Genomic DNA, 14,878 nt, shown 5'->3' on the forward strand with positions numbered 1-14,878 from the left:
AAAACAGGGGGACCAATTCCGGTCCCCCTGTCCGCTGCGCCCTTAAATGTCTTTTAAGCCTTCTGCAATTGGCCGTCAGGCCAATTTACGCCAGCCACTCTTGCAAACTCTTCACAGAGGGAGCCTCATCTTGCACAGCCGCCAGGGCTTTGGCGGTCCAGATGGCAGCCTCTCTGGTGCTGACAATGGGTACACCACGCTCCAGGCAGGTGCGCAGGTACTGGCTTCCGGTGGTGTCGATCAAGAGGCGGGGGAGTTCCTTGCCGGGTCGGGTGCCTACGGCGTAACCAGCATCCTGCAGCATCTTGCACACGTCGTCCAGATCCCTGCCGATCACGGTGATGGTTCCTTCGCCGGGCAGCATGCTCTTGACCCCAAGCTGGGCACGGTAGAACGCCTTGTAAGGATCGGCGTCAATGCCCATGCTTTCCCCGGTGGATTTCATTTCTGGACCCAGGATGGGGCGCACGTTCTTGAACTTCAGGAAGGGCAGGTGCACTTCTTTGACGCTGTACATTTTGGGCTGGGGGGTTTCCAGGAAGTTCAGGTCTTCCAGGGTCCTGCCCACCCCAATCAGTGCAGCGTATTTCGCCAGAGGGTGCCCGATGGCCTTGCTCACGAAAGGCACGGTGCGGGAAGCACGGGGGTTGGCTTCCAGAATGTAGGGCACACCGTCTTTGATGGCGTACTGCACGTTCATCAGGCCCCTCACGCCAAGTTCGAGTGCAAGGCGCTCCGTGGTTTCCTTGATGGTTTTCAGCATCTCGTCGGAGAGGTGCACGGGGGGCAGGATGCAGGCGGAGTCGCCCGAGTGAATCCCTGCAGCCTCGATGTGCTCCATGATGCCTGCCACCACGGCACGTTCACCATCGCAGAGGGTGTCCACATCCAGCTCTAAAGCGCCTTCCAGGAATTGATCGAGAAGGATCGAGGGTTTGCCTTCCACTTCGGCGTACACCTCTTCCAGGTAGGTTTTCAGCTCATCCATGCTGCGCACGGTGCGCATGGCGCGGCCCCCGAGCACGTAGGAAGGACGGACCATCAGGGGGAAGCCCAGTTTTTCGGCGTGCTGGTAGGCTTCTTCTGCGTCGCTGGCAACCAGGCCTTTTGGCTGGGGAATGCCCAGTTTTTCGCAGAGGTCGTTGAAGCTCTTGCGGTCCTCGGCCTGGTGGATGGTTTCAGGGCTGGTCCCGATGATGGGTGCCCCTGCAGCAGCCAGTTTTCCAGCGAGTTTCAGGGGGGTCTGGCCCCCGAGTTGCACGATCACGCCCACGGGTTTCTCGTGGTCGATGATGTTCATCACGTCTTCAAATGTCAGGGGCTCGAAGTACAGACGGTCTGCAGTGTCGTAGTCGGTGGAGACGGTCTCAGGGTTGGAGTTGACCATGATGGTCTCATAACCCGCTGCCTGCAGTGCCCACACCGCGTGCACGGTGGCGTAATCAAATTCCACGCCCTGCCCGATGCGGTTGGGACCGGAACCCAGAATCACGATCTTGGGTTTGTCGGTGGGGGTGACCTCATCTTCCCACTCGTAGGTGCTGTAGTGGTAAGGGGTGAAAGCCTCGAACTCGGCACCGCAGGTGTCCACAGTTTTGTACACCGGGGTGGCCTTGGCCTTCTTGCGGAGTTCACGCACTTCAAGTTCGGTCAGGCCAACAATTTCACCGATTCTGGTGTCACTGAAGCCCAGACGCTTGATTTCGCGCCAGTATTCGTACTTCCACTCTTTGATGTCTCCGAGCTCCAGGATCTCTTTCTCGGCGTCCATGATCTCTTTGACCTGGGACAAAAACCAGGGGTCAATGAAGGTGATTTTGTGCAGCTCTTCCAGGGTCATGCCACGGCGGATCAGTTCCAGCAGGGCACCGATGCGTCTGGGGTTGGGGTAGAGGAGACCCCGCAGTTCTTCTTCGCTGCGCTCGGCAAAGTCGGCACGCAGGTCCCCTTCCAGGGAGCGGATGGCTTTCTGCAGGGATTCCTTGAAGGTGCGACCAATGGCCATCACTTCGCCCACGGAGCGCATCTGGGTGCCCAGGTGGTCGGAGGTTCCGGGGAACTTCTCAAAGGCGAACCTGGGGATCTTGGTCACCACGTAATCGATGGTGGGTTCAAAAGCCGCAGGGGTCACGCGGGTGATGTCGTTGGGAAGCTCGTCCAGGTGGTACCCGACGGCCAGCAGTGCAGCAATTTTTGCAATGGGGAACCCGGTGGCCTTGGAGGCCAGTGCAGAAGAACGGCTCACACGGGGGTTCATCTCAATGACGATCACGCGCCCGTTTTTGGGGTTCACGGCGAACTGGATGTTGCTTCCGCCGGTCTCCACCCCAATTTCCCGGATGATGGCCAGAGACTGGTCCCTGAGCCTTTGGTATTCCATGTCGGAGAGGGTCTGGGCAGGGGCCACGGTGATGGAGTCCCCGGTGTGCACGCCCATGGGATCGAAGTTTTCAATGCTGGTGATGATCACCACGGTGTCGTTGGTGTCCCGCATCACCTCAAGCTCGTATTCCTTCCACCCTAGAATGGATTCTTCGAGCAGCACGCTGGTCACCGGAGAGTCGCGCAAACCCTGTTCGGTGATCTCGAGAAATTCCTCGTAGCTGTGGGCAATGCCGCCCCCGGTGCCCCCCAGGGTGAAGCTGGGGCGAATCACCACAGGCAGGCCCAGTTCTTTCTGGAACTCTTTTGCTTCTTCGAGGGTGTGCACCATCTTGCCTCTGGCGGTCTCTACGCCAATTTTCTTCATGGCGGCCTGGAACAGTTCGCGGTCCTCGCCTTTTTTGATGGCCTCAGGACCTGCCCCGATCAGTTGCACCCCATACTCTTCCAGCACGCCGGTTTCATGGAGTTCCATGGCCAGGTTCAGAGCGGTCTGGCCCCCGAGTGTGGGCAGGATGGCGTCCGGGCGCTCCTTGGCAATGACGGCCTTCACGTAATCCCTGGTCAAGGGCTCGATGTAGGTCTGGTCTGCAAGTTCCGGGTCGGTCATGATGGTGGCCGGGTTGGAATTGATCAGGATCACGTCGTAACCGGCTTTTTTCAGGGCCTTCAGGGCCTGGGTGCCGGAATAATCAAACTCGGCAGCTTGCCCGATCTGAATGGGTCCACTGCCGAGAATCAGGATTTTTTTGAGGTCGGTCCGTGCAGGCATAACGCTCCTTCATGGGTCACGCTGCATTCAGCAGCAGGGAAACGGGTCAGGGGTCGGGATGGTCTTGCTGTTTTGCAGCTTTTCAGAATCTGCAAACATTCCAACCGTAAAGGATAGCATGAGAGGGTCGGGTCTTTGCAACACATCTATGCAATGGGTTAATAAATTTATGCAGAAATCAACGCCTTCGATTCACAGTATTTTCCTTTGCAGAGCAGGACTTTCCCTTAAAGTTTTTGAGGTGCGGGCATAAAGATGCCTCACAGTGGATGCATGAGAAGCAGCTTTTTGCTGTCTGTGCTGCCAGAAACCCATTGTTGAGGATGCAGCAAGAAAATGCGTATTCGCTGTATATACACGGGTGTTGATGGTTGCCTGGGAGAGATGACGGGTCTGTTCTGGCTGCTGAGAGCCAAGGGTCGAGAGCTAAAAAAGCTTTAGCTGAAGCCTGGTTTTGCCCTCGGCCCTCGGCCCTCGGCTCTCGGCAAGTTTACTTTACAGTGCAGACCTGCTCTTGCCATATGCTGAATAATCCATTGACACCCCCGCATAAAAATGTTAATCTCTGTATGAATATACGCTCAAGCGTGTTCCCTCAACCATGATGACCAGACTGCCACGACGTTAAGACCACCCGACACACCCGAGATTTAAAGGTGTTATGGTCTTTTACGTCGGGGTTTTTTCTGTCGACCCTTCCCAATCGGGAACAGCGAGACCCCCCTGAGATTTCCCCTGAAGTCCCTTCTAGAGGAGTTGCACCATGACCAAAGAAAAAATCGTACTGGCATACAGCGGAGGACTGGACACCTCCATCATTCTCAAATGGCTGCAGGTTGAGCGCAATTACGACGTGGTGGCTTTCACCGCCGACCTCGGACAGGGCGACGAAGTGGAACAGGCCCGCGTGAAGGCCCTCAACACCGGAGCCGTGAACGCCTACGCCCTGGACCTCAAAGAAGAATTCATCAAAGACTTTGTGTTTCCCATGATGCGTTCGAGTGCCCTCTACGAAGGCTACTACCTGCTCGGGACCAGCATTGCCCGCCCCCTGATTGCCAAGCACATGGTCGAGATCGCTGAAAAAGAAGGTGCAGTGGCCGTTTCCCACGGTGCCACCGGAAAAGGCAACGATCAGGTGCGCTTCGAATTGACCGCTTTCGCCCTCAAGCCCGACATCAAAACCGTGGCCCCCTGGCGGGAATGGGACTTCAAGGGCCGCTCTGACCTCGAAGCTTTCGCACACGAGCACAACATCCCCGTGCCCACCACCAAAAAGGACCCCTGGAGCACCGATGCCAACATGCTGCACATCTCCTACGAAGGTGGCGTGCTGGAAGACCCCTGGAGTGAGCCCCCCAGCCACATGTTCAAACTGACCGTGAACCCCGAGGATGCTCCTGACACCCCTGAATACGTGGAAATTGAATTCGTTGCCGGTGATCCTGTCGCCATCAACGGAGAAAAACTCTCTCCTGCACAGCTGCTGGAAAAAGCCAACCAGGTCGCAGGAGCGCACGGTGTGGGCCGCGTGGACCTCGTGGAAAACCGCTTCGTGGGCATGAAGTCCCGTGGCGTGTACGAAACCCCCGGTGGAACCCTGCTCTACCATGCCCGCCGTGCTGTGGAATCCCTGGCCCTGGACCGTGAAGTGCTGCACCAGCGCGACCAGCTTTCCCCCAAGTACGCCGAACTGGTGTACAACGGCTTCTGGTATGCCCCCGAGCGTGAAGCCCTGCAGGTCTACTTCGACCACGTGGCACAGCGCGTGACCGGAACCGCCCGCATCAAGCTTTACAAGGGCAACGCCACCGTGGTGGGCCGCAAGTCTCCCTACAGCCTCTACGACAAGGAACTGGTCACCTTCGAGGCCGACAGCGTGTACAACCAGGCAGACGCTGCCGCCTTCATCAAACTGAACGCCCTGCGCCTGCGGGTGTTGAACCGGGTGAACAGCAAGTAACCCCCCAGGGGCGAGGCACGCCTCGCCCCTGCAATTCCCCTGACGAGGGGGGACTGTTCCTCACTCAGGGCACCTGCTTTCCCCCCAAATCAGGGGGGATCTTTTCCCTCTCACTGCGCTCTCCCTCCCGGGTAAAATGGTGACAAAGACACTGCTGCCGTTTCAGAACGCTCCTGGCGTTTCCCAGGGAATGAAGAGGACCCACCATGAAATCAATCCAACCTGCCACACGTGAAGATGCTGAAACCATAGTCTCTCTGGTGCACGGGGCCTGGAAAGACACCATCGATCCCAGGTCCAGCGGTCACCGCATGACGGTGGACGATGTGCACGCTGTTTTTGACGATGAAGGCGGGGGATTTCTGGTTTCCCGTGATGACCATGTGGTGGGGTGCATCTGCTACCGGCCCAACGGCAAGACCCTGGAACTTTCCAAACTGGCGGTGTTGCCTGAGGCCCGCAAGCAGGGGTTTTCCATCATGCTGGTGCAGGCTGTGGAAGATTACGCCCGCCAGCGCAACTTCAAACGTATTTTGCTGGCGGTCAGCCAGTACAACCTCTCGGTGATTCCGCTCTACCAGAAACTGGGCTACACCATTCAGGAAAATGAGGTGTACGAGCATTCCCATCCGGGCAGCTCACCTCCGGTGGTGATGACCCGCAAGCTGCAGACCCGCAAAGATTACCGCCTGAGGGCCGCCACACTGGATGATGCGGCAAACATTGCTTCCCTGGTGCGTGCAGCCTGGAGAAACACCATCGATGAGCGCTCCAGTGGCCACCGGATCACCCCGGAAGCTGTGACAGACATTCTGCAACGTGGTGGGGGCTTCATCATGGAAGAACACTTCAACTATGGTGAAACCCGTCCGGTGGGCTGTGTCTGTTACGTTCCAGATGAAGACACCCTGGACCTGATGAAACTGGCCGTCTTGAACGACACCAGAGGCTACGGTCTGGCCAAACGTCTGGTGCTGGCTTTAGAGGAACATGCGGTCCGGGAGGGCTTCAAGAAGGTTCTGCTGGCCGTGAGCACCTACAACCTGTCTGTGATTCCGTTTTACGAGAAACTCGGGTACAGCATTGATGAAGACGCAGTCTACAAATACCCCAGTGCCTCTGTGCCTGGTCCCAAAGTGCTGGTGAAAAGCCTGTGAAGAATGCTTTCCCTTACACCTTCCGTCTGGCAACGCTGAACGATCTTGAAACGCTGGTCACCCACCGTTTTGAAATGTTCTCAGACATGGGGATGGGAGAAAAGATGGACATTGCAGCCATGCGGAAAGCCTTCATCCCCTGGGTGAAAGCCCAGATGGAAGCAGGCACCTACCTGACTTTTCTGGCAGAACAGGACGGTCAGGTGGTGGCGGGTGCAGCCCTGATGCTGGTGAACTGGCCTCCGGGACACCTGGATGCCAGCCCTATGCGGGGCTACCTGCTGAACGTCTACACCCACCCTGAACACCGCAGAAAAGGACTGGCCCGCATGCTGGTCGATCAGGTCATGGACGAATGCCGCAGGCGAAAGATCAAAGCGCTGTCCTTGCATGCCAGTGAACACGGCAGACCCATGTACGAGAAACTGGGTTTTCAGAACACCAACGAAATGCGCATCATTTTAGGAGCAGAAACATGACCAAAAAACTGTGGGGGGGACGCTTTCAGGAAGCCACCGACAAGCTGGTGGAGGTTTTCAATGCGTCCGTCACCTTTGACCAGAAACTCGCAGAGCAGGACATCCGGGGAAGCCTGGCACACGTCGCCATGCTGGGCAAGCAGGGCATCCTGGAGCCCGAAGAAGTCACCCAGATCACAGATGGTCTGAACAGCATTCTGGAAGACATCCGTGCAGGAAATTTCGAGTGGAGTGTGTCTTTAGAAGATGTGCACATGAACATCGAATCCCGCCTGCGTGAGCGCATCGGGCCTGTGGCTGGAAAGCTGCACACCGCCCGTTCCAGAAACGACCAGGTGGCCACCGATTTCCGGCTGTTCACCAAGGAAGCTGCTCTGGAACTTGCGGACCTGCTGCATGGTTTCAGAAGCGTCATGGCTCTTGAAGCCGAAAAGCACCTGACCAGCGATGAAGGCCAGCCCGTGATCCTGCCCGGGTACACCCACCTGCAGGTGGCCCAGCCCATCTTGCTGTCCCACTGGTTCCTGGCTTATGTGGAGATGCTGGAACGCGACGAATCCCGCTTCCGGGACGCTGCTAGACGCATGGACGAAAGCCCCCTGGGTGCAGGTGCACTGGCCGGAACCCCCTGGCCCATTGACCGCTTTGCCACCGCTGAAGCGCTGGGTTTCGCCCGTCCCACCCGCAACAGCCTGGACAGCGTGGGCAGCCGTGACTTTGCGCTGGAATTCCTGGCGGCCTGCAGCATTGCCACCGCGCACCTCAGCCGCCTGTCTGAAGAACTTGTGCTCTACAGCACCTTTGAATTTGGCTTTTTAACCCTGCCGGACAGCCACACCACCGGGTCCAGCATCATGCCCCAGAAGAAGAACCCCGACGTGTCCGAGCTGGCCCGGGGCAAAGCTGGACGGGTTTTTGGTGACCTGATGGCCCTTTTGACCGTGGTCAAAGGAACCCCTCTGGCCTACAACAAGGACTTCCAGGAAGACAAAGAACCGGTCTTTGATGCCTTCGAGACCCTGGCGATCATTTTGCAGCTGCACATCGACATGATGCCCAAAGCAAAATGGCATGCGAAAGTGACCCGCCGTGCGGCCCAGCGCGGTTACTCCACTGCAACCGACCTTGCAGATTACCTCGCCCGTCAGGGCGTACCCTTCAGGGAAGCGCACGAGGTGGCCGGAGAACTGGTGCACCTGTGCGTCTCACAGGACCGGCAACTGTGGGACCTCACCGAAGAGGAACTGAAAAACGCCCACCCCTTGCTGACCCGTGATGTGGCCCAGTACCTGACCGTGGAATCCAGCGCCAATGCCCGCCTGTCTTACGGCGGAACCGGAGTGGAGCGGGTCAAAGAAGCCGTTCAGGACGCCAAAGAACGCCTGTAACTTTGTTAACCCTGCCTCTGGAGGTCCAGCATGGAAATCAGAAAACAACTTGATCCCACTTTGGGAGCCCTCTTCACAGAGGCTTTCGAAGGGGAAAGTGTGTCCAGCTGGGAAGGCCGCATCGACCTGGGACTGTACGGCGAGGAAGTGCCCATGACCGTGCTGGTCACCGAAGAGGAAATCACCGATGAGCACCGGGACGCTTTCGATGAGGTCAGCAGTGATCCAGAAAGGTACGTCCGTCTGGCCTACCAGGAAATCCAGTTTGAATTGCAGGACCGTCCAGAGAAATACGGTCTGGGCAGCGAAGCCGCAGACATTGCTGTAACGTTGCTCGGTTCAGGGCAGGGGAGTGAAGTGCTTTTTGATCCTCTGGTGGTGATTCATCCGGGTCAGGACGGACAGACCTGCTTCGGGATTGGATTTAAAGAATCCCAGCTGGATGTGCAGGACGGAACAGGCGTGCTGTTTCTGGATGGCCGCCCGGTTGCTGTCCTGAGCCTGTCGCAGCTTCTGGATTTGCCAGAAGACACCTCTGCCTGACGTTGCCTGACTTTTAAGCCCTCTATCTCCCTGACCTGTCGGAGGCCAACATGCTGACCCTGGAATCCATCATCGTCCCTGACATTCACAAAGACGCCCCCCTGATGCTCAGAAAAGCCCGCCTGACCGACATTGATGCCATCAGTGAACTGATTGGGTACTGGGCGGTCCGGGGCCTGATGCTGGTGCGCAGCAAGCAGCTTCTGGCAGAGACCATCCGGGATTTCTTCGTGCTGGAAGCAGAGCCTCTGGACGGGCATCCGGGTGGGATTGCTGGTGTGGTGGGTTTGCACATGCTGGCCACCGATCTGGCAGAGGTGCGCGGTCTGGCCGTTCACCCCAGCTTTCAGGGGAAAGGGCTGGGACGCTGGATGGTGCTGGCCTGTGAACGTGAGGCCCGTGATCTGGGTCTGCCTGCCCTTTTTGCCTGGACCTACCAGCAGAAGTTCTTCGAGAACTGCGGGTTCACCCGCATCGACAAGACCAACTTGCACCCCAAAGTGTGGAGCGAGTGCCAGCGTTGCCCCTTCTACGAGAACTGCAACGAGATCGCCATGCTCAAGGACCTGAAGTGAACTACACCACGGACCTGCCAGACGCCGCTGATTTTCAGCGCCTGTACCTGACCACAGGATGGGGAAATCAGGACAGAATGCTGGAGTGGTTTGAGGCAACCCTGAAAGGCTCCTGGTTTGCGATTTCGGTTTATGAAGAAAATAAACTGGTTGGGTTTGGACGCATCATCAGCGATGGGGCCATCCATGCCTTCATCACTGAGATGATTGTGCATCCCGACTGGCAGGGGAGAGGGATCGGGAAAGAAGTGCTGTCCCGACTGGTGGAGCACTGCAAGCAGCAGGGCATCCGGGACATTCAACTGTTCTGTGCCCGGGGCAAGCAGGAGTTCTACCTGAAGCAGGATTTTGTGATCCGGGCTGAAGACGCTCCGGGCATGGAGTGGAAGTTCAAATATGGCTGACTGTATGGATGACTGCCCGTCCATGAAGCAATTTGACTGGGTGACTGGTGGTCTGGGGTTTCAATCGGTGGTAGTCTGGAACGCTGGAGACCATGAAACCTTGCCTGTGAGCAAGGTATGGGAGGTAACATGATCCGTAAAGAACGCGCAATTCTGGCCCTGGAAGACGGTACCGTATACCGTGGATATGCCTTTGGGCACCGTGGTGAGACCGTTGGTGAGGTGGTGTTCAACACCTCCATGACCGGGTACCAGGAAATCATGACTGACCCTTCTTACAACGGTCAGATCGTCTGCATGACCTATCCGCACATCGGCAACTACGGTGTGGCGATTTATGACATGGAGTCCAACAAGCCATACGTGCGGGGCTTCATCAGTCGGGAATTCAGTGAGTCTTACAGCAACCACCGCGCCCAGGAGTCCCTGGAGCGTTTCATGCAGGACCATGGGATCGTCTCGATTTCCGGGATCGACACCCGCGCCCTGGTGCGCCGCCTGCGCAGTGGTGGTGTGGTCAAGGGCGTGATTGCCCACCGCAGCTTCACCCATCCCACCGATCCTTACGGGGAATTCACCCCCGACGAGGAGCACGATCTGGTGCAACGTGCCCGCAACCACGAGGACATCGATGGTCGGGACATGACCCCGGAAGTGACCACGCCCCTGCCTTATGCTTACCCCACCTTGCAGGAAGGGAAGCGTGTGGTGCTGATGGACTTTGGCATCAAGCACTCCATCGTGAAGAACCTGGCCCGTGTGGGCATCGAACCCATCGTGGTTCCGGCCACCACCACCCCCAGCCAGATCATGGCTTTACAGCCGCATGGTCTGTTTCTTTCCAACGGTCCTGGGGATCCTGCTGCTCCCACCTATGCCCATGAGACCGCCTGGAGCCTTCTGGGTTTGCTTCCCACTTTCGGCATTTGCCTGGGGCACCAGATTCTGGGTCTCGCTGTGGGGGGCAAGACCTACAAGATGAAGTTCGGGCACCGTGGGGGCAACCAGCCGGTCAAGAACCTGCTGACCGGTGAAATCGAGATCACCGCCCAGAACCACGGGTATGCAGTGGACATCGACTCCATTCCGGGTGGACAGTTCATTGCCACCCACATCAACCTGAACGACAACAGCCTGGAAGGCATGGCCCACAGCCGTTATCCGGTGTTCAGTGTGCAGTACCACCCCGAAGCTTCTCCCGGTCCGCACGACTCGCACTACCTCTTTGAGCGCTTCATCGAGGAGATCAATGCCTTCGATGGTGCAACTGGTTCCCCCATTCAGAAAGCCCTGGCTGGAAAGCTCGGAGTGTAAGCCCGACTTCACTTTTGTTGTGCTCTTTCTGTAAGCCAGCCTTTAATGTTTTAACAGACCACCGCTTGTCGGTGGTTTTGTCAATTGGGGAAGACCCGCAACAGAGCCGTGTGTGATACCCTGCAACGTATGGGGTTCAAGGTTGAACCATTGACCTCCTTCCTCAGAAGGTAAGGGTTTTCCTGTAAGAAAGCTGTGATCCCTCTGAGCATAATCTGAGTTCAAACTGAAGCGATGATCCAAACCAGAGTGATGCGGGCGCCTAGTGCTGGTTGGGGAGTTGGTGGCGCGACCGGCAGCTGTTTCTTGAAAATGGCTGTCGGTGTTTTTTTTGTCTGGAGGTGGAAGTGAAACACAGCAGAACACATCTGATCTTGCTCCTGATGGGAGGATTTTCTTTTGCCCAGCAGAGCCAGGCCCCCAAGCTGGAACTCAAAAATCAGGTGTTCACCGTGGTGAAAAGCCAGAAAGATGGCCAGACCGTGGAAACCCTGAAAGCCAGCAGTGGCCTGCAAACCCCGGGACAGGTGGGCTTGCTGCGACTCACCCTCAAGAATGTTTCAAAGGAAGCCCTGAAGAACATTCGCCCCACCCAGCCGCTGAATTCTGCCCAGGAATACCTGGCAGGTAGCGCCAGCAGCACCCGCGCTGTTGAGTTCAGTTTTGATGGCGGCAAGACTTACGCCCCCGAGCCCCTCTTCAAAAACGTTTCTGTGCAGGAAAACGGCAAGACCGTTCTGAAGAAGGTGCAGGTCAAACCCAGCGAATACACCGATGTGCGCTGGACCATCCCAGAGTTGCAACCCGGACAGACCGAAGTTTTGGATCTCAGATACACCGTCAGGTAACCCCCAGGAGGACATTTCATGAGCAAGAAGTTTCTCGCACTTTCACTCGCACTGGCCGCAGCAGGTTCTGCACTGGCCGCTGGCACCCCTGCCAACACCAAGATTCGCAACCAGGCCATTGCCGATTTCACCGACTCCAGCGGTCAGCGCCAGACCACCAAGTCCAACGAAGTGTTCACCGTGGTTCAGCCGGTCTTCAGCTACACCATCACCCCTGACGAGGCCAGCACCGGCAGCACCCCTGCCCGCAGCACCAGTGTGCCCAACACCGGGGCACCCCGTTACTTCGCTTACTACGTCACCAACTCCGGCAACGCCACCGACACCATCACCCTGACCTCCAGCCTGCTGGGCACCTCCAGCCTGACCGGCACCCCCACTTTCAAGCTGTACTACGACTCCACCCCCAACGGACAGGTGGACAGTGGTGAAGTGGAAGTCTCCAAAGACGGCTCTGGCAACTACTTCATCAGCGCCACCGCCGACCAGACCGTCAACCTGGTGGCAGAAGTGCGTCTGCCCGTACAGGCCACCGTGACCGCTGGCACCCGTGCAGATTTCAACCTGACCGGCAACAGCGCCAACATCTCTGGTGCAAACGACGAATCCGGCGACCAGAACAACACCCTGCGCATCAACGTCAGCAACGACGCTGCCTTCCAGGTCATCAAAGATGCCAGTCTGGCAGACCTCGTGGACCGCAACGGTGCCCTGAAGTACACCATCCAGGGCAGCAACAACGGTGCCACCGCCGCTTCTGCAGTGGCAGTGACCGTGGACAGTGCCACCCGTTACGGCATTCTGGTTTCTGACAACCTGCCCACCGACGGCACCAACCAGCTGGCCTTCCTGACCAGCGCACTGGGCACCAGCGCTGCCAGCAGTCCCAACAACTACGTTTATTCCGGGCGTGGCGTGGCTGTTCCTGTGTACAAAGTGGGCGGAAACTGGACCACCACCTTCAGTGCCTCTGCCACCGCTGTGGGCATCCTGATCCAGAACGACGCTGCGGGCACCACCGATCCCGGTGCGTTCTTCCAGCCCGGTGACCAGTTCACATTGGTGTTCAACACCCGCGTGGACAACAACAACACTGCAGCGGACATCCCCGATGCCACCATCCTCAGCGTGGGCAAGGCCATCAACAACACCGCTGCAGTCACCTTCAAGAAGAACCCCCTGGATGGCGGCACCACCACCCCCTCCAACACCCGCGTCAACCACGTGGCCCCCGCTTACGCTGTGGCCATCGGTCAGGACGACAGCGGCACCCCTGGCACCCAGGGTCTGGACAACAGCGGCACCGAGGAAACTTACACCACCGGAGGCAACGCCTACCTGGGCCAGACCTACACCTGGACCGTGTACCTCACCAACAACGGCAACACCACCGACAATGTGAAGCTGACCCTGGACAGCGCCCTGCAACTGCAGAACGCCACCCTGTCCTACACCAACGGCACCTCCATCACCGAGGGTGACCCCATCAGCATCGCCACCGGAGCCACCGTGGCCATCCGTGTGACCGGCACCATCCCCCTCACCGCCACCCTGGGTTCCCCCGCAGGCATTCGCGTGCTGGCCGACTCCTCCAACGTGTCCGGCAGCATCGGGGTTTCGGGCAAGAGCCTGATTGTGGCTGGAGATGCCGCTGACTCTGCCATCCTGCGCAGCCCCAACGTGTCCAACCCCTACAGTGTGGATGGCGCTGTGGACGATGCCGCAACCAGCAAAACGGGTGACAGCAACGCTGCCAACGACAGCACCGACGTGGCCACCGCACCCAGCCAGTACGTCAATGTCAACCCTGGCACCACTGCCTACTACCCCGTGGAAATCCGCAACACCGGCAGCGTGCAGGACAGCTACGACCTGACCGTGCCCTCTGGTGCTGTGCTGCACACCTTCACGGACAGCAACAGCAACGGACGCTGGGATGTGGGCGAGCCTGTGGGTTCCGCCGTCAGCACCACCAGCCCCCTCAACCCCAACGAGGCTGTGAGTCTGGTGCTGGAATACCCCATTGCCAGCAACCAGGCCCCCGGCAACATCACCCTGCCCGTGACCGCCAGGAGCACCACCCTCACCAGCACCACCGACAGCTTCAATGTGATTTTCGTGGTGCAGGCCAACAACCAGGTGACTTTCACCCCCAACCGCACCGGCAGTGTGGTGCCTGGTGGTGTGACCGAGTACACCCACACCGTCAGCAACAACGGCAACACCTACGTGCAATTTGACCTGGCTGCTGCTGGCGTGAGCGGCACCAGCGACAAGGGCCTGATCTACACCTACACCACCGACGGTGGAGCCACCTACGTGGTGGATCCCGCTGCAGGAGCCATCTGCCTGGCCCCCAATGCCAGCTTCAGCCTGAAGGTGCGTGTGGAAGCCCCCTCCAACATCGCCATCGGCACCGAGGACCCCGAAATCCTCTCGGGTGTGGCCAGCTTCTACACCAACGCAGCCTGCACCACTGTGGTTCCAGGTGCAGGCAGCCAGACCCTGTCCGTCACCGACACCACCACCGTGGTGGGCACCCTGATCAAGATTGACAAGAAAGTCAAGAACATCGGGCCCAGCCTTGCCAGTGCTGCCGATGACCGCGACGCCAGCTACCTTGATGACAACATCGCCTACCCTGGCGACCACCTCGAGTACAAACTGGACGCCTTCAACAACGGCAACCTGGATGTGTACGGTCTGGTGGTTTCCGATAAACTGCCCACTGACACCACCTTTGTGAACTTCCAGGTGACCACCTCCAGCCTGCCTGCTGGCAGCAAGGTCTTCATCTCTGCCAACTACGATCCCGCCGCTCCTGGCAGCGCAAGCTGGCTGGCCCTGACCAGTGTGGACAGCAACAGCGACGGCACCGTCACCGCTGCCGAGTGGGCTGCTGCCTTCCCCGCCTTCACCTTCGACACCCTCTACGTGGGCTTTGACACCGATGGGGACAACACCGTCGAGTTCAGCAACACCGACGACAAGATCCAACCCGCACAGGGCGCAACCGTGCTGTTCCGGGTGAAAGTCAAGTAAGCCTCTTACCG

At 58.2% G+C, this 14,878-nt stretch carries 11 protein-coding genes; 10 read left to right on the forward strand and 1 reads right to left on the reverse strand.

The genetic code is table 11. The features are described from left to right. Positions 1–85 precede the first annotated feature (85 nt). Complete coding sequence (carB, locus tag IEY52_RS10745; RefSeq protein WP_189002680.1) at positions 86–3,154, reverse strand: carbamoyl-phosphate synthase large subunit; 3,069 nt, start codon at positions 3,152–3,154, stop codon at positions 86–88. A 763-nt stretch (positions 3,155–3,917) separates the two neighbouring features. On the opposite strand from carB, the gene IEY52_RS10750 reads away from it, so the two are divergent. The 10 genes from IEY52_RS10750 (at position 3,918) to IEY52_RS26930 (ending at position 14,867) form a co-directional block, all read left to right on the forward strand. Continuing rightward, entirely contained in the window at positions 3,918–5,117 is a 1,200-nt protein-coding gene (locus tag IEY52_RS10750) for an argininosuccinate synthase (protein ID WP_189002681.1), read from the forward strand. A 206-nt stretch (positions 5,118–5,323) separates the two neighbouring features. Next, positions 5,324–6,274, forward strand: coding sequence for a GNAT family N-acetyltransferase (locus IEY52_RS10755; protein ID WP_189002682.1), 951 nt, complete (start codon positions 5,324–5,326; stop codon positions 6,272–6,274). Then, positions 6,271–6,753: a GNAT family N-acetyltransferase gene (locus IEY52_RS10760; RefSeq protein WP_229684730.1), complete on the forward strand. Its 483-nt coding sequence runs from the start codon at positions 6,271–6,273 to the stop codon at positions 6,751–6,753. Before IEY52_RS10755 ends, IEY52_RS10760 begins: the two co-directional genes overlap by 4 nt. Beyond that, the gene (argH, locus tag IEY52_RS10765) at positions 6,750–8,141 is read left to right on the forward strand and encodes an argininosuccinate lyase (protein WP_189002683.1); all 1,392 of its coding nucleotides are present in this window, start codon (positions 6,750–6,752) and stop codon (positions 8,139–8,141) included. Before IEY52_RS10760 ends, argH begins: the two co-directional genes overlap by 4 nt. A 30-nt stretch (positions 8,142–8,171) precedes the next feature. Then, positions 8,172–8,684: a hypothetical protein gene (locus IEY52_RS10770; RefSeq protein ID WP_189002684.1), complete on the forward strand. Its 513-nt coding sequence runs from the start codon at positions 8,172–8,174 to the stop codon at positions 8,682–8,684. 50 nt (positions 8,685–8,734) lie between these two features. Further along, positions 8,735–9,259 (forward strand): N-acetyltransferase, encoded by a 525-nt coding sequence (locus IEY52_RS10775; RefSeq protein ID WP_189002685.1) that lies wholly within the window; start codon positions 8,735–8,737, stop codon positions 9,257–9,259. After that, positions 9,256–9,663: a GNAT family N-acetyltransferase gene (locus IEY52_RS10780; protein ID WP_229684731.1), complete on the forward strand. Its 408-nt coding sequence runs from the start codon at positions 9,256–9,258 to the stop codon at positions 9,661–9,663. Before IEY52_RS10775 ends, IEY52_RS10780 begins: the two co-directional genes overlap by 4 nt. A 129-nt stretch (positions 9,664–9,792) precedes the next feature. Beyond that, a complete protein-coding gene (carA, locus tag IEY52_RS10785) occupies positions 9,793–10,977 on the forward strand; it encodes a glutamine-hydrolyzing carbamoyl-phosphate synthase small subunit (RefSeq protein ID WP_189002686.1) in 1,185 nt (394 codons plus the stop codon). Positions 10,978–11,324: 347 nt separating this feature from the next. Continuing rightward, entirely contained in the window at positions 11,325–11,825 is a 501-nt protein-coding gene (locus IEY52_RS10790; protein ID WP_189002687.1) for a hypothetical protein, read from the forward strand. An 18-nt stretch (positions 11,826–11,843) separates the two neighbouring features. Then, positions 11,844–14,867 carry a beta strand repeat-containing protein gene (locus tag IEY52_RS26930; protein WP_189002688.1) on the forward strand — a complete coding sequence of 1,008 codons (3,024 nt, stop codon included), beginning with the start codon at positions 11,844–11,846 and terminating at the stop codon, positions 14,865–14,867. Positions 14,868–14,878: the final 11 nt, after the last annotated feature.

The sequence above is a fragment of the Deinococcus roseus genome (assembly GCF_014646895.1).
GTDB lineage: Bacteria > Deinococcota > Deinococci > Deinococcales > Deinococcaceae > Deinococcus_C > Deinococcus_C roseus.